The following is a 20,759-nucleotide window of genomic DNA, read 5'->3' on the forward strand; positions in this document are numbered from 1 at the left end:
GTACTTTAAAGTTTTCAGAGGTTTTAATCCCTATTCTTTAATATCAGCCTTTTTTACGAAACAGACTAATTAGTGCTAGTAAAAGAGCTACTGCAGATAGTGTAATTGGAAGCCAATTGGAGGAATCGTTTGTGCTTGTTTCAGCTTTTGCTTCCGTTGTTTTGGCTTCGCTTTGAGCATTAGCCTTATTATGTCCTGCTTCTGCATCGCCTTTGTTAATCGTAGTCACAGAAGCCGGCTCATCTGAATCAGGAGCGCCTGTCCATTTTACTACAGAACCATCTTTATAGGTTTGTAACGCATTCCAGCTCACTTCTCCTGGTTTGCTTGGATTCGCACCAATAAAGGCGAATTCCATAAATTCGTTGGCTTTAATTCCAGCTTTTTTAGCTGTCCAAATAACTGAGCTGACTTGTCCATCCTTATCTTTTTTAAGTTCATAACCCCAATCAGGTATTGGCATAACAGAGACAAGACTGACCCCTTTAGGAACCTTTAATTCTACTTTAGTTGTGTTGATATCCTTTTCAACAGGTACACGCATTGTATACTTCTCATATGCATTTGTTGTTGATTCCTTTGGTTGTACAGAGACATGAGCATCCGCTGTATAAGTAAATCCCATTAAAATTGATGTAGCTAATATAGGGGTTAACCATTTTTTCTTTGTTTTCATTTTTATCTTCTCCTATTATTAATTATTTGCACTGCTGATTGAGACTTGATCAGTCCATTCCGTGGTTTTTCCACCAGGGTAGTTGGCTGTGATACTGTAACGATAGTTGCCGGACATTACGAAAGGAAGTGAGACCTGATAATTTCCGGTATCCATTTCTTTGGCAGGATAAGGACCGGCCTTCATATCATGATCGGTCATAAAGATTGTAACGCTCACATCTTTTGGTTTTTTCCCTTTTAGCGGAGGTATTTCGATCGTCATTGTTTTATTGCCGGCATGCAAATTTTTCATATGAACTTGGACTGTTGACTCCGATGCTGTCAAAGCTTTATCATACGAAGTTTTTGGCAGGGGATAAGCTGATTGGCTTAACCAAACACCAAGTAATATAAGAACAATACCGATCAACCATTCTGTGCGAATTAGACGGAAAGTAGAAAATTCTCCGTTTTTCTTCCATTTAAGTGTTTGCACAAGTGCCAAGCAAAGCATTAGAAGAGTAAGCACAATTTTGCAAAGAAGCAATGTGCTCCAATTCATCCATCCTTCAAATATAGCTTTCCAACTGGTTTGGAAAAATACCATGGCTATTCCGGAAAGGATGACTAACCCGGAAAAGACAAGAACTCGATTGACGAAGAAGAATCTAAATTCTTCCCAATGAACTTTTCCTTTGCGTCTAATTAAAATCATGTACAAAAGTGCGCCTAACCATAGGCTTATGCCTAGTTGGTGAATAATACGCGGAATCAATGCAGCATATGGATGTGCCAGACCCCATACATGTCCTCCAAACGCTGGCGTGATGGCCAATGCTAGCCACAAGATAATATACCAGCCTCGCACCATACCAGGAATCAAGAGAAGTAGTATACAAGCTAATTGGGCAAATAACATCAGCACAAATGGGAAGTGCAGCAATAGATCCCATCTTCCTTTAAACATAGCTTGTACCAATCCAGGTGGGAGTGAATTTACGTAAGCCACTAATTCGGCTCCACTCGCTACCAGTAGGATTGGATAAATCCAGTTGAATTTAGTGATTAACTGACGAAGAGCAGGATAGTTGCGTCTCTCCGCCCAAAGGCTAAATATGTAGACACCTGCTAGTAAGACAATAGCGCCTTGTGCAATCGTTCGGAAGATAATCAACATTACACCGCTTGATTGATTGCCATCCGCGATCGCATTTGCTCCATTACTAGTTGCTTTGCCAACTGAAAAGTAGTAAGAACCGCTGACAGGATGACCATCTAATGACACAACACTCCATTGAACGGTATAAGTTCCTTCTTTTAACTTAGGAAGTGAAAAAGAAAGATTAGCTGAACGCTCACTGTTACTTTCTGGTTGGTGAGTAAAGACAGGCAATGAGTTACGATCATAAATAGTAACATTCGCTAAGTCTAATTCTACTGGCTCATTAAAGCGCAACTTTAATGTGGTTGGTGATTTTTCAGTTACAGCTTTTTCAGCAGGTATCGATTCGATAAGGGCAGAATGTGCATCGGCAGTAGGCATCCCAAAAAGGGGAAGCAACAAGGCTATGGAAGCTACTATGAACAACGCCAATTGGGCAATATACTTTTTAAAGATAGCAAACTCCCCCTAGCAATCTGAACAGCAATTATTATTGCTGCCATTCATTTTTTGAGAGACTTGTTGCATAGCTTCTTCAAACGAATACACTTTACCACCAAAACCTTTTACAAAGTTCTCCGCATGCTCACGCCATTGAAAGGGAAGTACTTGAGGTTGGCAGCACCCTAAATTCAGAGATGTGTCCATCACATACCATGCCATAGGTGCACTAATTGTTGTTTGGGTAAGAAAGTCTGGGCAAATAGCTTGAATGGTTTCCTCTTCCAGCTGTTGATGCCGTAGCAGTCCGCAATGTGTACAACAAGCCATTTCAATCTGGTTATTGCTTAAAATTAATCGATAGGCTAACTTATCATTTATACTTTTGTGGCATAGTACACAGACATTCGAGTTAGTACTATTGGAAGCTTGGTATGATGGAGCAAGACAAATGCCTCCAAACGTTTTTTCGACCATGCCCTCCTGAATCAATGGCTTTACATCACGATGAATGGTCATTTCGGAAACATTCAATAGCTCACTTAACTCTGTAATCTTCAAATGTTTTCTTTCACTGATTAATTCTTTTATGCGCTTTTGTCGTTCAAGCGGCAACATGATATCCCCTCCTGTTATAGTATTGATAATTTATAACAAAAATAAACATTTTATAACATGATAATTGTAAGTGCAATACCAATAAAAATCAACGAGATAGTCTGATTGTTTACTGCTTTATTATTAAAATAGAAACTTTTTGTGACAGGGAAGTATATATTCGTCCTATTTACAACGGCTAAATTAAATTGTACTCTCATATCCGGGTAATTTACTTTTTAAAATATACTCTTTTCTAATGTAGAAACACTAGATATCATCAATGTCATACTGTAAAATAAACTAACGATATAATCGACAGAATATTCGAAAGTTATTGAAGGTCGAACTATGGAGGAGTTGCAAAATGGCAAATTCTATAACGGATCATATTGGAAGGCATATAACTGTTCCTGACTCTCCTAAACGAATACTCTCTATTTGCCCAGCCATTACGGAAACTCTTTTTTCATTAGGGCTTGACGAAATGATTGTAGGACGCACAAAATATTGTATATTTCCAAAAGGAAAAGTAGAAAATATTCCCATCGTCGGCGGCACAAAAGAGGTTAAGATTGAAACTATCCGTGATTTGCAGCCGGATTTAATTTTGGCAGAAAAAGAAGAAAATACGAGAGACATTGTGCTTGCTTTAGAAGAGATTGCTCCAGTTTTCGTCACAGAGGTACAGAGTACAGACGATGCATATCGGTTGATTGAAACACTCGGGGCATTGACCAATCGAAAGAAGCAGGCTCATGAGCTGCTTACCTCATGTCAAAATGTTTTTCCTACACCTACAGAGGATCAAACGCTTAAAGCCGCCTATATAATTTGGCGAAAGCCTTATATGGCCGTTGGCGGAACAACTTATATTGATGATGTCTTAAGGATATTAGGGTTCGAAAATCCCTTTACGAAGAAAGAATCAAGATACCCTGAGGTTACAAACGAAGAACTTGCAGAGGCTAATCTTGATGTCCTTCTGCTTGCTTCGGAACCTTTTCCATTTCAAGAAAAGCATATAGCAGAATTTCGTAAGTTCCTTCCAAAGGTCAAAATTCTTTTAGTAGATGGTGAGATGTTTTGGTATGGCACAAAGATGCTGGAGGCTTCTGAATATCTGAAGGACGTAAAAAGAAGAGCTATCTCTGAAAGAGATTAGTAAAGTAAATGAATTAGGAAGGTTTTGAGCAAAATGAATCCCAAAATTGATGAATATATAAACAGTGCGACCCTTTGGCAAGAGGAAATGAAATTGCTGAGAGAAATAATTCTATCCTGTGGCCTTACGGAAGAATGGAAGTGGCGGATTCCTTGCTACACGATGGATGATAACAATATCGTTATGATTCAGGCATTTAAAAAATATTGTGCACTGGGCTTCTTTAAAGGCTCCTTATTAAAGGATCCCAATGGCATCTTAGTCAAACCAGGGGAGAATACACAAGGTGGTCGCCAAATTCGATTTGCTAATGTCATAGAGATGGAGTCTATGAAAGACACGGTAAAAGCATATATCTTTGAAGCAATTCAAGTGGAAAAGGCCGGCATGAAGGTAGCTCCCAAAAAAGAAGAAGTAGAGATGCCAGAAGAATTGAAAACAAAATTTGTTGAAATGCCAGCTTTAAAAGCATCTTTTGAGTCATTAACGCCTGGACGACAAAGAGCCTATATCATGCATTTTTCAGCTGCCAAACAATCAAAAACGCGCGATGCTAGGATAACAAAGAATATCGAAAGAATTCTTAGCGGTAAAGGATTGAACGATTGTATATGTGGCATGTCAAAAAAAATGCCGAATTGCGATGGTTCACACAAGTTTATATAAGGTTATTGAAAAATAAACAATGAATCTGTCGAATAATAAAGGGTTTTGGACTTCTAGAGAAGAATGAAATAAAAACTAAAATACTGAATGAGGTGCTGAGGAAATGAGAGCATGGAAATCGCACGAGCACATTGAAGTAATCTTCGACGAATCTCAGAAACACCGTCTAAAACTCACTTGTACATGGGATGAAGATTTGCCGGATTGTTTATATATTATGTTAAATCCGAGTTCTATTGATTTGGACAAATGTGACCACACGATTGATCGTTGCATTAAGATTGCCGAATTTAATGGTTATGGCTCAATCAGTATTGTTAATTTATTTTCTTTACGCACCGCTAAAACAGAAGAGTTGCTAGGGGCAGAAATACGTTCTATTCCTCAAAATCTTTGGACGATCAAGAAATCGATTGATAAAGCTCATATTGTGGTGGCAGCATGGGGTTCAAAAGGGGGATGGTTTAATGCCAACTATCCTATTTTGAAATATTTAGAAGAGACAGGAAAAAAAGCGCACCTTCTAGATGCTAATAGTTTTGGCTGTCCTATGCATCCATCGTTCATTAAAACGATGACTTATTTTAAGGAATATCAATTTCATGAAAAGATAGGCCTGTCATCATAATTTTTCAACGGTTGGAAAATTTCATTAACCATAAAACTATAAAGACCAAAGATTTAGTCTCCAGCCTGTTAAAAGGTTGGGGATTGTTTGCGTTCGGAATAGTAAAAGTTCTTTAAATCTTTCATTTAAAACCCCTTATCCACAGTAGTTCTGGCTAACTACCAGTTTTTCACTGTGAATAAGGGGTCTACTATTCTTCCACTCTATGCAATTGCTGATCTGCGAATTCTTTGTAAAGAGGATGTGATTGATAGAGCTCCTCATGTGTACCGCTTCCTGTGATTTTACCTTTTTCAAGAAAAATAATCTGATCTGAATCAATAACTGTTGAGAGACGGTGGGCGATGACAATCGTGGTTCGACCATTCATTAGATCGTTTAATGCTTGTTGCACAACCTTCTCCGATTTGCTGTCAAGGCTAGATGTCGCTTCATCTAGCATCAAAATTTCTGGATTTCTTAAAAACGCTCGAGCAATGGCAATTCGTTGGCGTTGGCCGCCAGAAAGTTTCATTCCTCTTTCGCCGACTTCTGTACTATAGCCATTTGGGAGATCCGCGATAAATTGATCGGCATAAGCCATTTTAGCGACAGTCTGAATCTCCTCGTCGGTCACCTCACGCATCAAACCGTAGCAGATATTATCCCGTATAGTCCCAGACACAATCGGGCTTTCTTGTGATACATAACCGATATGGCTTCGCCAAGAGGCAAGGGTGAAATCGTTGATTGATTTATCGCCAATGGTAATACGTCCACTATTGGGCTGGTAGTAACGTTCAAAGAGAGAGAACAGGGTTGTTTTACCGCTTCCGCTAGGTCCGACAATAGCGGTTACTTTTCCTGACTGGATAGTAAAGTTTATATCATGTAAGATAGTATCCTTTTCATTGTAGCTGTAGTTGACATGTTCCACTTTTAAATCTGCATTTACCTGTTCAACATCATCTGTAGCATTCGGTTCTGGGGCTAATTCAAGAATATCAATGATTCGTTCTGTGGCACCTGTAGCTTTTTGGAAGTGAGTGAAAAATGACGCCATTTGGGCCATTGGCATAATGATTTGAAACAAATACATGATGAATGCAACTAAAGAGCCCGCTGTTAACGCACCGGATGAAACACGCATGCCGCCATAACCCAGTAGCAGAACAAGAAGTGTCATCATGACAAGGCTAATGATTGGACCAATTAACGATTGGACTTTAGCTTCTCTTAAACCAAAATTGAATAAGTTAGTAATGCCTCGACGCCCATTCGCATATTCAACTTCTTCAGCATTGGAAGATTTAACAAGTCGAATTTCAGATAAGACCTGCTGAAGGACAGCGGTGAATTTTGCCGTTTCATCCTGTGTTCCTTTAGCAATTTTGTACATCTTTTTACCAAGTGGAACAAGTATAGCAGCCGCAATCGGTATTGCAATGAACATCACAAGGGTCATTTTCCAATCTAAAATAAAGAGAACGATAATAGAACCCACAATGGAAATAATACCTGCAACAAAGTTTGCTAAGTGGTCAGAGATGAGATCCTTCACAACCGACGTATCATTAGTCATTCGGCTAACCGTCTCGCCAGAAGGGTGTTCATCAAAATAACTGACAGGCAATACAAGTAGCTTCTTCCAAAGCCTATCTCGAATGCTCGCTACAACGGTTTGACCAATACGATTCAATAAATAAATGGAGAAACCGCTTGCCAATGCCTGAGCAAGAATCGCTACGACTAGGAAGGATACACTTTTTGCGTTGATAGCGCTAATTGAAAAATCATTCACCAGGTTTTTAGTGAAAAGTGGTACGAGCAAGCCCACACCTGTCGTAACTAGACTTAGCAGGATGGCTATGCTGATTAAGAGTTTTGGCGGGTTCGCTTGTTGTACAAGCTGAAGAAACGGACGCCAGCCTTTTTGATTCTTTTCTTGTTTCATAGAGTAGTGTTCCTTTCTCTCATAGTAATAAAATTATATACATCTTTTCAGTGTGTGTCAGGCAGCAGGGATTGAATAAAATTTAATCAAAAGGTAATTTGCAAAAGGTAGCGTGTAACTTTATATCAAAATATCTGGAAAACAGTATTTCTTCACTTTTGACAAAAAGTGATTTTGCTTGAAAATGGCAATTTAAACCTATAGTATGGGTAGTAGATTCCAACAAAGATCTTTTAATAATAAAAACTGTACTATTTTAGATAGATTAAGTATTTATTTGCTTAAATAAAGGATTAGAGTATTTAAATGAAGAATTTATATAATAAATACACTAAGGGGGGAGTTTATGAGAATCAATTTGATAAATGAGTATTTTTCGTAAAAACAGACGAAGATTGACGAATAATCTCGATTTTATAGTGTTTAGGAAGACGTAAATCCTTTTGATGAGCTTGAGTTTAAAATCCAGTTGGAGCGAAGCCTTAATCGGCAAAGATAAAGATTCCTTTATATACTATTACAAAAAATTTATGAAATGATTCAAATAAACTACTGTTGTATTTTCTGTAATTAGTTTTTGTGACTACATTTATTATTGAAAAATCCTCGAAAAACCTTCTTTTTCATCCTTCGATTCTCTTTTATCTCCATAACATAACTTGATAGAGATTAGTTTTTTTACCATATTTCTGTTGTTTTCTGGATGCTGTTTTTGCTATTTTTCAAAAGTGGAAGGCAAGTAGAAACAAAATTATTTTTATTAAAATTTATAAATATCCAATTAGTAATAACTATCGTGTAAAATTCTTCAATTGCTTGAGAATAATTAGGATAGGGGATAAAGATTATGGGGAAAATGGTAGATCGAGATCAGCTCTATTATATGCAAATAGATGGGATAATACAGCGTTGCAAAACGTTATCTGTTCCATGTCATATTCAAACGATAAGTACTTTGACTGGTTTGAATGAAGAAAAAATATTGGAATTGATAGAATGTAATTATAAAAATAAAATGATTTCAAGAGATAATTATTTTATTGAATGATTCTTAATGAAAAGATTATCAATTAGTTATCCACAACTAGAAAAGCCGAACTATTAGCAATGCTAGCACAGCATTCTATATAGTTCGGCTTTTTGACTTTAACTAAATTAGCATTCTCCTAAGGACCAACCTTCATATTATATGTCCCGCGTTTTAATCAATCTTGTGAGAAGAGAGATTCTAGGTTATTCACTCTTTCCAAATAAATAAATTAAGAGATTCTGTTTGAAATGTAATCTTTCAATCCATACTGAAGAAAAGAAGGTATGAAAGTTAAATAGATTATTTTTAATTAAATTTATTAAAAAAGAGTAGAGTAGGGGGTATTAAAGTGCTTCAGCTAGAATCGATGGTTGAAAAATTAAATGCTACTTTTTATAATTCGGTAGATTTTGTAGCTAGAGAAATTTCTTTTCCGAAAGATCAGTATGCTATTCTCTGTTACTACAGTTCGATGGCTAACAAAAAAGATGTACAAGATATAGTGAATTTATTGAAGATGCAAACAACGGTAAACGAAAAAGAGTGGGATGCAACGACATCTTCCCAAAAGGAGAGTTATAATCTTGAAAAATTAGTTGAGTATGTTTGCCAGGGATTTACAGTGCTACTATTATTGAATTCTCAGGAAATGGTTCGTTTTACCATACCAGACTTACCTCATCGTTCCCCAGATGAACCGACGAACGAAGCAATTATACGAGGTTCTCATGAAGGGTTTGTCGAAGATATGGATGTGAATTTGGGATTAATCAGAAAAAGGATGCGCGTACCAGATTTAATTGTTAAAAAAGTGACTGTTGGAACGGACAATAAAGCTGAGGTATATTATTTTTATTTAGCCCGCTTTGCCAATCAAGATAACCTCACAGAATTAGAGCGTAAACTCAATCTAATGAAAGATAAAATAGATGGATTATACACTTCTGGTCAAGCAAATGACTTTATTGAGGATTCTCCTTTATCGCCATTTCCACAAATCTTGAATACAGAAAGGCCAGATAGGGTCTTCGCTAATCTTTCTGAGGGGAAAATTATTATAATGTCTGATTTTTCCCCGAATGCTTTTATCGCACCAGTCACATTATTTTCATTTTACCAATCGCCTGATGACTTTAATAGTCGTGTAATCGTGGGTTCTTTTTATCGGATGGTGCGAGTCTTTAGTTTTCTGGCAGCCATTTTTTTACCGGCCTTTTATATAGCGGTTGTTAGTTTTCATTATGAGGTGCTGCCAATAGAATTAAGTAAGAAGTTAAAATTAGATATAAGTGAAATTCCCTATAGACCCATATTTGAAGCATTGATTGTTGAAGTTATTATTGAACTCATTCGTGAGGCCAGTGTACGGCTTCCAGTAGCTTTGGTTCAAACTATTGGTATTGTCGGTGGTTTAGTGGTCGGAGATGTCATTATCAATGCAGGTTTAGTTTCAAATATGGTTGTAATTGTGGTAGCTTTAACGGCTATATCTAGTTATGTAGTACCGTCAGTGGAGTTAAATACTTCTATCCGAGTTTTGCGTTTTCCGTTTATGTTTGCTGCTTCAATACTAGGATTCTTTGGGATATTGCTAGGAGCGCTTGCTTTAGTTGTTCATTTATGTAATTTAAACTCATTGAAATCACCCTATCTATATCCAATAGTTCCATTTGATCCAAAGAAAGTGAAACAAATTTTATTCCGTGGAAAACACACCAAATCTTCTCCACAACCCAGCAGTTTTGACCCGAAAGGAAGGGAAATATGAATTTTACAATTACAAAAGTTCAACTTTTTCTCATGCTCTTTTTCAGATCAACAGGTATCATATTTATTGGTTATCCCGAAACAATTATTTTAGCTGGTGGGCGTGATGCGTGGATTATATTCTTTGTGGGATCACTAATTGTTTTCTTTCAATTATGGATATACGAAAAATTATATAAGTACTTCGATTTAGGGAAATTCACAGCTTGGATATATATTTTCATTTGGATAATTGTTCTCATTGGTTCAATTATTTATATGCAATACAATTTGAATATATGGGTACAGCAAAACACACCTCATACTATTTCATTAGTATTAATGTTATTAATATCTTTTTATATCAGTGTAAGCAGACCGTCTACAATTATCAATTTACCAGTATTTATAATTCCTTTTATTTTTATTTTTATTATATATTTGTTATTTTCTATTCCAGAGTTAAGCCTTAATCATCTATTCCCAATAGGGACGAGTACAGGAGGTCAATGGATGAAAGGGACGATGGTTGCAATGGCTGCTTTTACAGGACTAGAGGGGTATTTAGTATTAAGAAAATATGTTTTGCCAGAGGATAAAATAAGCTTTAAAGATATTCTAACCTTCCAACTTTCTATAACACTATTTATTGGTTTCTTAGTTATTGTTACTAAAATGTATTTTGCTACAGATGCTTTGCCGTATGTAACAGAACCTATCTTGTATATTTTAAAATCAATCGAAGTAACATTTGTAAAAAGACTCGATATTTTCTTCTTTTTTTTATGGCTGGGCTGGAGCATTATTTCATTTGGTCTAATCGTGTTCAATATACGAATTGTCTATTTCAAACAGAAACGTAAGCACAAAATATGGCCAATGGCTGTTTTGCATTTGATTGTTTTTATTGGTAGCGTAGGAATAATAAACATTCAAGTAATGGAATTCATTCGAAACCACTTCCACTATTTTTATATCCCAACTACTTTTATTCTTCCTTTCATCATTATGTTATTCAATAGAAGGAGGAAATCTAAATGCGCCGAGCTTTGATGTTCTTCGTGATTGGTTCTCTATTTCTTAGTGGTTGTTGGGATCAGAGGTTGTATAAAGATCTTGCTATCATATCTGTTATAGGAGTTGATGGGTATATTGGGGATATCAAAGCCTACTATGCATATCCTAGTTCTAGTGATGATCCAACTCAATATATTGTACTTGATGGAAAAGGTAAAACAGCGAGAGAAGTGAGGATGGATGCTAATAACAAATCAGAGCAAGCTATAGATATAGCAGAGTTGACGACAATATTATTTAATGAAGATACAGCAAAAAAAAACTTATATAAAATGTTAGATGTCTATTACCGTTCAGCTCAGAGTCCGATGACTGCGAAAATTGCTATAACAGATGGATCTGTAAAAAGATATTTAAATTTGAAAGAAACCATACCAAAAGAGATTGGTGAGTATTATTTAGACTTTATAAAAAGCTTTGAAGATTACTCTATATATCCTAAAACTAATTTAGAAATTGCAGCCAATCTAATGTTTAGTGAAGGAGTGGACTTAGGGTTACCATATATAAAAACTAGTGGAAAAGGGCTTCCACAAGCAAAAGGTTTAGCATTATTTAATGGTCAAAAATATACCGGCGTTCATCTTACACAAAGAGAGTCTCAATTTGTCACTTTATTAGGCCATGGAAAAGCAAATTTTGCTGAGCTATCATATTTATGGGATAAGGATGGAGAACAAATTCCGGTTTCATTTAGTGTGATCCGTTTTAAAAAGAAGAAAAAAGTGGCTCAGGTTGGAAGTAAGATAAAGATGACCTATGAAATAAAAATGCCTGTTGTCATGACAGAATATCCACCTGACCATTTAAACAAAAAGAAAAAAAGAGATCCAATAGAGAAGTTTATTGCAAAAAGGATTGAAAAAGACATGGCCAAGATGTTTAAAAAATGCCAGGATGCTGAATCAGATGTAATAGGGATAGGAGAAGAGATTAGAGCATATCATCCGAATCTATGGAAAGAAGGAAAATGGAAAGAATTATATAAGGACATGGAAATAAAGGCAAAAGTAAATGTACAAATCGAAAGAAGTGGCAGCACTAGATAAGCAATCTGTCTACTGATTGTCTTTTAGTTAGATTACTGAAACAAACATGAATGTTACACATTCATGTTTGTTTATTGAAAAGGCTATAGCAGCTTAATTCTTCATTTTATATCAATAATAATAAAACACTGATCATCACTCTTAGAGTTATCAATCTGACAGTTGGAAAGTGTTTGTAACATTTTTTTCTTAAATGCAGGTAAAGATAGAGATGCATTCTCCATAAGGAAGGGATGCAAATATTCTGTCCCCAGTGGGTCTACACCATCTGTATAAAGGAGTAATCTACCGCTGTTTTTATATAAAAGGGTTTGAGATTCAAATAGCACATTTTTAAATAAACCAAGAGGAGGAGTAGTCGAATGTAATTCAAATTGTGTACTATTCGCATCTTGCCACAGTGCAGATGGATGGCCGGCATTTATGTAATCGATTTGTTGTTTATCTGTATCTACTAAGAGAAAAATAGCAGTACAATAATGCCTTGCCTCTTCGTTATTTTGGAACAATTCATGCAGATGGTTATCTAAACCTTTCATCACTTTTTCGACTGTGAGGCCATCCTCCCTAATTAATCTATGGAAAAGGGCATGAAGAGACATCGTGATTAATGCTGAAGAGATACCATGTCCCATTACGTCAAGAAGGATAATCCCGAATCGGGTTGAATCAAGTTGATAAATCCCATATATATCACCAGATAAGTCTTTAGATGCTTTATAGTATGTTTCCATTTCAATATCTTTATTTTGAATTGGAGAGGTTAACGATGTTTGTTGAATTTTTCGAGCCAGTTCAAGCTCTCTTTTTGTTTCTATTTTGAATTGTTGGTTTTGTTCATTCAGTCTTAGAAGTTCCTCTGCTTGAGATTCTAATGTTTCTAGTGTTACCCGTAATTCTTCAATAGCATCATGCTTAGCTTTTAGAGCTGCTTCAGCATCTTTTTTTGCGATTAACAGTTCGTTTTCATACTTATTTCTTTGTCTAATTGGAATTAATATGCACTTAATATTATTGTTTTCAATTACGTTTTTTTTAGAAGCATTGATAAGAATAGGAATTTCTCCGCCATTCTTTGTCTTTAAAGTTATATACAATTCTTCAACGTGGCCTTCTAGCGCTATAAGTGGTAAAAGGTAAAGCTGAACAAAAAGGCATGATGGAGAAGTTAGGATCAAATTGATATGTTCCCCAACCAAATTCTCTCTCTTATAATCAAGCAGTTCTACTAAAGTTTGATTTACCAATGTGATGGTACCATCTTCTGTCATACTTAGAAAACCACATGGTGCACGATCCAATAGCTCATCCATTTTATAAAATCTCCTCTATCTGCTTTTTAGTTAACTGTTGTTTCAAACATTGATGGTTTGTATTTGATAATTCTTCAGGATAGCTCATATGTAGACAATGTCCAATTGCATTCAATTATTCTAATACACTAATATTTGAAATATGTAGATGCGTATTGTATGAGTAATGATATCATCAGTGCAGGTGTAGGATTTCTACCATTCTCGAGATATTTTAAGATGTTTGCAAAAAAAGTTGCCTAGCGAAATAAAGAGTAGTTTTAAAATGAGAAAAAGGGTTCTCCAGTTATTTTAATAACCGAAAGATCTAAATCGTGATTAATCATAACATAATTAATCTAGGTAAAGTTAATATTCACGATTTACTATCAAATCAAATAACTATCAAACAATATCTGGAATCTACTATACCTCCCTAATGGAAGTTGAAAGTCACATGATACGAAATGGAAGAACAGTGCGAAAGGTATTATCTGGAACGAGGAAATGAATGGTAGATTGAACGAGGCAGAGTGGTTTACAATGTTTTCGAATACTTTTATAGTGTTGAGGGTAATGGGTAATCATACATACTTTTAAGCTTGAAATATAAAACCCTATTAATAGGAGAAGATCTTATGTCAGAGAAACAAAAGTCATCCAATCGAGTTATTACACTTTTGACAATCATTGCAGCATTTTTGATGGGATTTATTGATGCATATACTTTTATGGCGCAAAACCACGTGTTTGCGAGTGCTCAGACAGGGAATATGGTGACATTTGCCGTGAAGCTGTTTTCTGGAGAATGGCGGCAAGCTGTCCGTAATATCATTGTGTTCTTCGGATTCGCGCTAGGTGTTTTCTTAGGAGAGATTTTTCTTGTGAAGTTTGCGGAGCTGAGAATGCTCAAATATCGATTGTTTCTCTATTTCCAAGCTGCCCTACTATTATTGCTAGCTATATATCAGCTTCAATTAGATACGCGCGTGATGGGCGTTTTACTTGGAATCTTATCAGGCTATGAATTAACAATGTTCCGGAAAATTAGAGATACACAAGTGAACAATGGAATTATGACAGGCAATGCGAAAAATTTGATGAACAGCTTATATCGTATTCTATTCAATAAAGAGAAGAAGGCGAAAAGCGATTTTCTCAATCAATTGACCGTTATTGTGATGTTTATCTTCGGGGTAGGCATTGGGACGCTAGTTGTGCAATGGCACGCTACCTATAGCTTATGGTTTGCTTTCTATCTTGTTTGCTTATCCATTGTCAGCATGTTTTTTGTAAAAGAATAAGGGACAATCCTCCTATTTGGATGTTTACTTTTTACCAGTAAAGGTAGAAGTGTATAAGGTTTAAATATCCAGTATAGGAGGATTTTGTATTGAATAAATTAATTGGCGAAAATCGTTCCTTTTGGCGCATGTCAGCCAAAGGGCTAAGTTACACAAAGCTGGCCAATACGGTCGAAGTGGATGTGGCTATTGTAGGTGGAGGAATTTCAGGTATTTTGGCATCTTACTTTTTAGCAAAGAAAGGCAAGAAGGTAGCTCTATTGGAATCAAGAGAATTAATTAGCGGAACAACTGGAGGTACGACTGCAAAGCTGTCAGCTCAGCATGAACTTGTTTACAATAAACTAATTAAACAAAGCGGAGAAGAGTTAGCGAGACTTTATTATGAAGCGAACTCAAAAGCTATCGATATAGCCGAGTCACTTGTAAAGGAATATGGGATTGATTGTGATTTTGAAAGAACAGATGCGTACGTCTTCTCACAAAAAGAAAGTTCTCTAGAGCAATTAGAAAGTGAGGAAATTGCTTACCGAAAATTAGGAATAGATGGAGAGATGGTCGATGACATTCCTATTTCTTTTGATATAAAAGGGGCACTCGTTATGAGGAATCAAGCACAATTCCATCCGGTTAAATTTCTGCAGGGTATTTTAAGAGAATTGGAAGACATGGGGGCCCATATTTATCAGCATACCAAATATACGGGTTATGAACGAGACGGTGATCGTCTTACTCTTAATACTGATACGCAATTCCAGGTAATATGTGATGATATGGTCTTAGCTACATTGTTCCCCGCAGAAGATCCAGAGTCATTTTATTCGAAAAACATGAAACCCTCTACAACACATTTAACCGCGTTTGCTCATCTGGATCGAAATTTGCAAGGCATGTATATAAGCAATGATAGACCAGAGCTTTCCTTTAGGTCCGCGTATTATGAAGAAGAGCCTGTTTTAATTATCGGTGGTCAATCTCATCCAACTGGCGATAATGTATCTACAGTGGAAAGGTATGAATCTATTAAAGACAGAGTAGAAAAAGAATTTGGTTTAACCGAAATGCTGGACTATTGGTCAGCACATGGTTATCTTACACCCGATTCACGTGCCTTCATAGGGAAGTTGCAAAAAGGAACTGATTCCATTTATGTTATGACTGGCTTTAATGAATGGGGTATGACAACTGGTATAGTGGGAGCAGAGTTGATTACCGATTTAATTATGGGAGAAGAAAACCCATATCAGCCATTGTATGACCCGAATCGTAGTCTGCCAAAGCAACAGAATCACGGGAAGAAATTAACTCCTACTATTTTAGATGAAGCAGCTGAACTTAAGGAAGGGCAAGCGAAGAAGTTTGAAGTAGATGGAAAACCTGCAGGGATGTATAAGGATGCAAATGGCGAGGTTCATTATATGAACTTAGCCTGTACACATCTCGGCTGTGAAGTGAAATGGAATGATGGAGACCATACATGGGATTGTCCATGCCACGGTTCTATCTTTGATGGAAAAGGAGAAGTCATATCAGGACCTGCAAAAGAACCATTGAAGAGAGTGAGCCCATTTTAAAATATGAAAAGAAAGCTCTAAATCTTTTGAAAGATTTAGGGCTTTCTTTATGTGTATCAAGAGGGAAGGTATTACACTATCACATTAAGAAAGCGAAAGCCCTGCAGATACAAATCTACAGGGCTCTACGGTTATTATTTAAATTTTACATTCGGACGTTTATCGCTATGCAACGCATTTTTGATAAATTCATCGCTTAGAGGTAAGTGTTCTTTTAGAAGTGATTTTGGTGTTTGAGACATCCATTGATTAAGTGAGATATCTGCATAGTGATCACTTTTGAAGATTTCAAGGAAGCGGAGAGGAGTATCTCCTGTGTTTTGGACATAGTGTCCCATCGCAAATGGAACATAACCAACATCACCAGCTTGATAATCATATGTCCGAGCTTTGCCGCCAGAGGCAAACACAGTCATTCGGCCTTGTCCTTCAAGATAGTACTGCCATTCATCATTGTTTGGATGCCAATGTAATTCACGGACAGCACCCGGTTCTAATTCAACAAGAGCTGCTGCCACTGTAGTAGAGGCTGGAAAGTTATTTGAATCTGAAATCCACACTTTACCGCCGTTTGTGACAATTGGCTCAACATCATGAAGTTTAAAGCTATAAGGATTTTTAACAAATTCATTTGCATCATCTGGTAAATCTTGCGCAATGGGACCTGGTACTTTTCCTTGATACATGTATACTTCGCCGCTTGGAATATTATCGAATTCCTCTTCTGAAACGCCAAAGTTTGCAGCAAGGACGTCTTTAGGTGTGTGTGCGAACCAATCTGTGATTGAGAATGTACTATTCTCTGAGAAACTACCATCATCAAATGCGAGCAGGAATTCGGCTCCTTCGCTTAGACCCTTGATAGAATGAGGAACACCTCTTGGGAAATACCACAAATCTCCTTCCTCTACATCGTCTACAAACTCACGGCCATCAGGAGAGATAGCTGTAATTCTTGCTTTTCCTTTAATCATGTAAGACCATTCGCCTTCTTTGTGCCAATGAAGCTCACGTACCCCTCCTGGCTCTAAATGCATATTAACGCCAGCGATAGTAGTAGATGCAGGCATTTCACGAACTGTTACCTCACGAGACCAGCCGCCATATTCTACACGCATATGTGATAAAGCATATGGGAATTTTAAGTTTGGCATAGTCCCTTTATCAGTCGTTGGGGGAACTAATATATCTGGATTTTGGCGGTCAATTTCCGGATTTTGGGCACCCCAAATTTCTCCTCCGCGCTCACCGCTCATTGGTTGTGGGTTAGTGTTTTCATTTTGTTTATTTAAAGTCATTCTTGAATTTCTCCTTTCAATATGATTGGATTTTTCAAAAAACGAGTTAGTTGCCAATTGCTAGTCCGCCAGCTCGCGGATCTGCTCCAGATTCAAGGCGATCAGGCCATATGCGAATTGCCTGTGCATGACCCATCAAGTCACTGAAGTTTTCTACCATGGAAACGTTAATATGACCTAGCTCCTCGAGTTTTTTTGCAATTTCTTTATCATAACGGCTTTCTAAACGAAGACCCCGTATATCTTCTCCCCATGTACGGCCGAGAAGCCATCTTGGAGCATCGATTGCTTCTTGGACAGAGTAATGCTGGTTTAATATTCGCATGATAATCAGTGCTTGTGTCTGCGGTTCGCCGTCTCCGCCCATTGCTCCAACAACTAGCTCGGGTTTGTCGTCTTTGAACACCATGGAACAAGTTAACGTATGGGCAGGGCGTTTATTAGGTTCTAAAGTGTTATGCGCTTTTGGATCAAGCGAGAAGTAAGCACCACGGTTTTGAAGCATCATGCCTGTCCCTTCTGCGACGAAACCTGAGCCCCATTCCCAATAGAGGCTTTGGATGACTCCAACTGCATTGCCTTCTTCATCAACTGCACAACTAAATGTTGTATCTCCTTTCTTGGCATATCCGTTTTCCGGTGGACCAAGCGATGGATCATGCATTTTTTTAACGCGTTCTTCAAAGTATTCTTTGCTTAGTAAGATATCAGTTGGAACTTTATTGAATGCAGGATCATCTAAATATTGGTCCCGGTCCATAAATGAAAAAGCCGTGGCACGTGTAAAGTAATCAATAAATTTTTCCTCTTGGCCGATTAAGCTTGTAATATCTAAATGATCCATCATACCAAGGATTTGGAGTGTGACCATTCCAGCTGAATTGGGCGGCGGCGCAATGACTTTGCGGTCGCCGTATTCTACAGAAACAGGTTCTACCCATTCTGCTTTGTGATTAGCAAAGTCTTCTTTTGTTAGCAATCCTCCATTTTTTTGCAAAAATGCTGTAACCATATCGGCTATTTCACCTTTGTAAAATGCATCTTTACCGTGTTCTGCTATTTTCTCGAGAGTTTTTCCAAGATCAGGATTCTTAAGGATGTCGCCTTTGATATACGGAGCGACACCATCTTTGAGGTAAACCTTAGCTGTCGATGGGTATGTGCGGAGTAATGTAAGAGCACTTTCTGAGAACTTAGCAAGAGAGTCTCCAACAGGAAATCCATTGTAAGCGTAATCAATCGCTGGCTCTAAACAATCTTTTAATGGAAGCTTTCCAAACCGCTCATGCGCTTCAATCCATCCGCTGACAGCTCCTGGTACTGTGGTAACTGCTTTAGCTCCGCGGATGTCCATGCCGTCTTCCCGATTGAATTGATCACGCGTGACATTCTTTCCTGAGTGCCCAGTAGCATTTAAGGCGTGACGTTTACCAGTTTTTGCATCATAAATTAACCAAAAAGAATCGCCACCCGCTCCTGTCATATGAGGGAATACAACACCTAGAACTGAGTTGGCTGTAACCATTGCATCAATGGCATTTCCACCTTTGATAAGAATTTGGTTTGCGGCCATTGAAGCAAGTTCGTTAGGAGTGGCAACTGCATTTTTGTTAGATATAAAGGAGTTGCCGTAGCGAGGATCAATATCTTCACCATATACCCTGGATTTTTGAACCATTTAAGTACCTCCAAATTAGAAAATTTATAGGTAATTTCGCCCCTATAACTATGCATACCCTTTTACATATGGGTAAAACATATTAATTTTTAGAAGGTGGTTTAATACGATTCCATTTCACGGTATTTTCTAAAATAAGTGCGATCAATATGCCCATTAATAAGCCATTTCCGACTATAGGCTGTACTACCTTTGGAAGAGATGAAAAATAAGAGTCAGGCATAATCATAATGACGATGGCTAAAAAAAGGGGAATAGCAGATCGATAGACATTTTGCTTGTTCAGCTCTATTTTCTTAAAGAAGTCCATAGATGAATTTAAGAGCTGTAAATAAGCAACAAAGAGGACCATACTGCCAATGCTAAGCGGAATATTAGAAAAGAAATGTGCTGCAGGCGGTATCAATCCCATCATGAAAAATAGGACACTTCCTATCACAAAAGGCAGGCGTTTGACGATTCCAGATTGTTCTAAAAAACCAATAGAAGAAACAAATGGAGCATAAGGAACTAGTCCGAATAGCCCGCTCAAGCCAGAAAATACGCCTGAAATTGTAAGGCTGCGCTTGTATTGCTTCTTGCTCGTTTCTTCATCATATAAATTTTCTGTTCCTTTTAAAGCACCAAATGTATTTGCCAAATTCATCAAGCCTGTAATGACAGCCATCACTATAATGCCAATATTCCAAGCGGGTTTACCCAAATTAAACAGTTGGAACTTGAAGGAAGCATCAGTTTTGACAGAATGCTCTGGTCCAAAAATAAGTGCATACGCAATCCACCCGACAACAATCCCGCCGAGAAGTGAATACTTGCTGTATTTAACAGGTGCCTTCACATTAATAAAAATCATTATAGCTGCAATGACAAGCGTCAAGACTGCTACGGATAATTTGATTTTCGCATCATCAGGCGCATTGCCCATCGGTATGCCTAACATGCCTTTTAGGAAGATTTGGATTAATTGAATGCCAAACAATAGCATAAATACAGCCATAACACCTGGTTTGAAAAGCTTTGAAATAGCAGGCCCCCAGCCAAAAAGCCCAATAGCTATATTTAAAACAGCGGAAATCAGGATTCCAACTGTCAAACTGCCCCCTAATTCCCCGAGGGAAGTCCCTTGTGCGGTAGCCATGCTGACAATTGATAAAATCATGCCCCACCATAATCCTGATTGACCCTCAAGAATCGCTCTTTTGTGGCCAATGAAAGCTTGCAATAAACAAGCTGCTCCTGTCACTAAGAAGGATAATTGTAACGTGGTAATAATACTGTCTTGTCCAAGCTTAAATGCTTTTCCCACTGTTAATGGGATAATGACAATATTGGCGAAAATAAAGAAAAACCACTCAATTCCTGCAATCCATTGAGATGGCTCCTTTAGGCAAGAAAACTCCTTCTTCATTTCTTTTTTCATATTTTGTTCCATTACCTAACCTCCAATCTTTTAGGTTAGTAG

The 20,759-nt window shown here is 37.3% G+C and carries 17 protein-coding genes; 9 read left to right on the plus strand and 8 right to left on the minus strand.

The genetic code is table 11. The features are described from left to right. Positions 1-43 precede the first annotated feature (43 nt). The 3 genes from AC6CHJ_RS01935 to AC6CHJ_RS01945 are packed head-to-tail and all read right to left on the minus strand — an operon-like array spanning position 44 to position 2,878. Entirely contained in the window at positions 44-676 is a 633-nt protein-coding gene (locus tag AC6CHJ_RS01935; RefSeq protein WP_066784326.1) for a YcnI family copper-binding membrane protein, read from the minus strand. A gap of 18 nt (positions 677-694) precedes the next feature. After that, entirely contained in the window at positions 695-2,251 is a 1,557-nt protein-coding gene (locus tag AC6CHJ_RS01940; protein WP_498287126.1) for a copper resistance CopC/CopD family protein, read from the minus strand. Positions 2,252-2,287: 36 nt separating this feature from the next. Continuing rightward, entirely contained in the window at positions 2,288-2,878 is a 591-nt protein-coding gene (locus AC6CHJ_RS01945; RefSeq protein WP_498287127.1) for a DeoR family transcriptional regulator, read from the minus strand. 346 nt (positions 2,879-3,224) lie between these two features. Between AC6CHJ_RS01945 and AC6CHJ_RS01950 the strand changes: the two genes are divergently transcribed. The 3 genes from AC6CHJ_RS01950 (at position 3,225) to AC6CHJ_RS01960 (ending at position 5,316) form a co-directional block, all read left to right on the plus strand. After that, a complete protein-coding gene (locus AC6CHJ_RS01950) occupies positions 3,225-4,022 on the plus strand; it encodes an ABC transporter substrate-binding protein (protein ID WP_498287128.1) in 798 nt (265 codons plus the stop codon). A 33-nt stretch (positions 4,023-4,055) separates the two neighbouring features. Beyond that, positions 4,056-4,688, plus strand: coding sequence for a DUF1801 domain-containing protein (locus tag AC6CHJ_RS01955; protein WP_498287129.1), 633 nt, complete (start codon positions 4,056-4,058; stop codon positions 4,686-4,688). Positions 4,689-4,791: 103 nt separating this feature from the next. After that, a complete protein-coding gene (locus AC6CHJ_RS01960; RefSeq protein ID WP_147195006.1) occupies positions 4,792-5,316 on the plus strand; it encodes a DUF1643 domain-containing protein in 525 nt (174 codons plus the stop codon). Between the two features lie 190 nt (positions 5,317-5,506). Here the strand turns inward: AC6CHJ_RS01960 and AC6CHJ_RS01965 are convergent, their stop codons facing one another. Further along, positions 5,507-7,249, minus strand: coding sequence for an ABC transporter ATP-binding protein (locus tag AC6CHJ_RS01965; RefSeq protein WP_498287130.1), 1,743 nt, complete (start codon positions 7,247-7,249; stop codon positions 5,507-5,509). Positions 7,250-8,096: 847 nt separating this feature from the next. Between AC6CHJ_RS01965 and AC6CHJ_RS01970 the strand changes: the two genes are divergently transcribed. The 4 genes from AC6CHJ_RS01970 (at position 8,097) to AC6CHJ_RS01985 (ending at position 12,151) form a co-directional block, all read left to right on the plus strand. Next, positions 8,097-8,297 carry a hypothetical protein gene (locus tag AC6CHJ_RS01970; RefSeq protein WP_147195002.1) on the plus strand — a complete coding sequence of 67 codons (201 nt, stop codon included), beginning with the start codon at positions 8,097-8,099 and terminating at the stop codon, positions 8,295-8,297. Between the two features lie 331 nt (positions 8,298-8,628). Beyond that, on the plus strand, positions 8,629-10,047 hold the full coding sequence (locus AC6CHJ_RS01975; protein ID WP_249775427.1) for a spore germination protein: 1,419 nt from the start codon (positions 8,629-8,631) through the stop codon (positions 10,045-10,047). Continuing rightward, a complete protein-coding gene (locus tag AC6CHJ_RS01980) occupies positions 10,044-11,078 on the plus strand; it encodes a GerAB/ArcD/ProY family transporter (protein WP_249775428.1) in 1,035 nt (344 codons plus the stop codon). The genes AC6CHJ_RS01975 and AC6CHJ_RS01980 overlap by 4 nt, the downstream gene beginning before the upstream one ends. Beyond that, a complete protein-coding gene (locus AC6CHJ_RS01985) occupies positions 11,063-12,151 on the plus strand; it encodes a Ger(x)C family spore germination protein (protein ID WP_249775429.1) in 1,089 nt (362 codons plus the stop codon). The genes AC6CHJ_RS01980 and AC6CHJ_RS01985 overlap by 16 nt, the downstream gene beginning before the upstream one ends. Before the next feature lie 101 nt (positions 12,152-12,252). Here AC6CHJ_RS01985 and AC6CHJ_RS01990 read toward each other — a convergent pair whose 3' ends face one another. Further along, complete coding sequence (locus AC6CHJ_RS01990; protein WP_249775430.1) at positions 12,253-13,464, minus strand: SpoIIE family protein phosphatase; 1,212 nt, start codon at positions 13,462-13,464, stop codon at positions 12,253-12,255. Between the two features lie 617 nt (positions 13,465-14,081). Here AC6CHJ_RS01990 and AC6CHJ_RS01995 point away from each other — a divergent pair. Further along, positions 14,082-14,747: a YoaK family protein gene (locus AC6CHJ_RS01995; protein WP_147194995.1), complete on the plus strand. Its 666-nt coding sequence runs from the start codon at positions 14,082-14,084 to the stop codon at positions 14,745-14,747. A gap of 89 nt (positions 14,748-14,836) precedes the next feature. Then, on the plus strand, positions 14,837-16,321 hold the full coding sequence (locus tag AC6CHJ_RS02000; protein WP_249775431.1) for an FAD-dependent oxidoreductase: 1,485 nt from the start codon (positions 14,837-14,839) through the stop codon (positions 16,319-16,321). Between the two features lie 134 nt (positions 16,322-16,455). Here the strand turns inward: AC6CHJ_RS02000 and AC6CHJ_RS02005 are convergent, their stop codons facing one another. From AC6CHJ_RS02005 to AC6CHJ_RS02015, 3 genes are all read right to left on the minus strand, one after another. Beyond that, on the minus strand, positions 16,456-17,619 hold the full coding sequence (locus AC6CHJ_RS02005; protein ID WP_147194990.1) for an oxalate decarboxylase family bicupin: 1,164 nt from the start codon (positions 17,617-17,619) through the stop codon (positions 16,456-16,458). Positions 17,620-17,665: 46 nt separating this feature from the next. Continuing rightward, the gene (gene ggt / locus AC6CHJ_RS02010; protein ID WP_249775432.1) at positions 17,666-19,297 is read right to left on the minus strand and encodes a gamma-glutamyltransferase; all 1,632 of its coding nucleotides are present in this window, start codon (positions 19,295-19,297) and stop codon (positions 17,666-17,668) included. A gap of 82 nt (positions 19,298-19,379) precedes the next feature. After that, complete coding sequence (locus tag AC6CHJ_RS02015; protein WP_498287131.1) at positions 19,380-20,729, minus strand: uracil/xanthine transporter; 1,350 nt, start codon at positions 20,727-20,729, stop codon at positions 19,380-19,382. Positions 20,730-20,759: the final 30 nt, after the last annotated feature.

The organism is Rummeliibacillus sp. GQ308, from assembly GCF_059759115.1.

What these genes read in the sequence shown, in the direction of transcription:
- AC6CHJ_RS01935 (WP_066784326.1), bottom strand. Translation starts at nt 676, where the DNA reads ATGAAAACAAAGAAAAAATGGTTAACCCCTATATTAGCTACATCAATT.
- AC6CHJ_RS01945 (WP_498287127.1), bottom strand. Translation starts at nt 2,878, where the DNA reads ATGTTGCCGCTTGAACGACAAAAGCGCATAAAAGAATTAATCAGTGAA.
- AC6CHJ_RS01950 (WP_498287128.1), top strand. Translation starts at nt 3,225, where the DNA reads ATGGCAAATTCTATAACGGATCATATTGGAAGGCATATAACTGTTCCT.
- AC6CHJ_RS01955 (WP_498287129.1), top strand. Translation starts at nt 4,056, where the DNA reads ATGAATCCCAAAATTGATGAATATATAAACAGTGCGACCCTTTGGCAA.
- AC6CHJ_RS01960 (WP_147195006.1), top strand. Translation starts at nt 4,792, where the DNA reads ATGAGAGCATGGAAATCGCACGAGCACATTGAAGTAATCTTCGACGAA.
- AC6CHJ_RS01965 (WP_498287130.1), bottom strand. Translation starts at nt 7,249, where the DNA reads ATGAAACAAGAAAAGAATCAAAAAGGCTGGCGTCCGTTTCTTCAGCTT.
- AC6CHJ_RS01970 (WP_147195002.1), top strand. Translation starts at nt 8,097, where the DNA reads ATGGGGAAAATGGTAGATCGAGATCAGCTCTATTATATGCAAATAGAT.
- AC6CHJ_RS01980 (WP_249775428.1), top strand. Translation starts at nt 10,044, where the DNA reads ATGAATTTTACAATTACAAAAGTTCAACTTTTTCTCATGCTCTTTTTC.
- AC6CHJ_RS01985 (WP_249775429.1), top strand. Translation starts at nt 11,063, where the DNA reads ATGCGCCGAGCTTTGATGTTCTTCGTGATTGGTTCTCTATTTCTTAGT.
- AC6CHJ_RS01990 (WP_249775430.1), bottom strand. Translation starts at nt 13,464, where the DNA reads ATGGATGAGCTATTGGATCGTGCACCATGTGGTTTTCTAAGTATGACA.
- AC6CHJ_RS01995 (WP_147194995.1), top strand. Translation starts at nt 14,082, where the DNA reads ATGTCAGAGAAACAAAAGTCATCCAATCGAGTTATTACACTTTTGACA.
- AC6CHJ_RS02005 (WP_147194990.1), bottom strand. Translation starts at nt 17,619, where the DNA reads ATGACTTTAAATAAACAAAATGAAAACACTAACCCACAACCAATGAGC.
- ggt (WP_249775432.1), bottom strand. Translation starts at nt 19,297, where the DNA reads ATGGTTCAAAAATCCAGGGTATATGGTGAAGATATTGATCCTCGCTAC.
- AC6CHJ_RS02015 (WP_498287131.1), bottom strand. Translation starts at nt 20,729, where the DNA reads ATGGAACAAAATATGAAAAAAGAAATGAAGAAGGAGTTTTCTTGCCTA.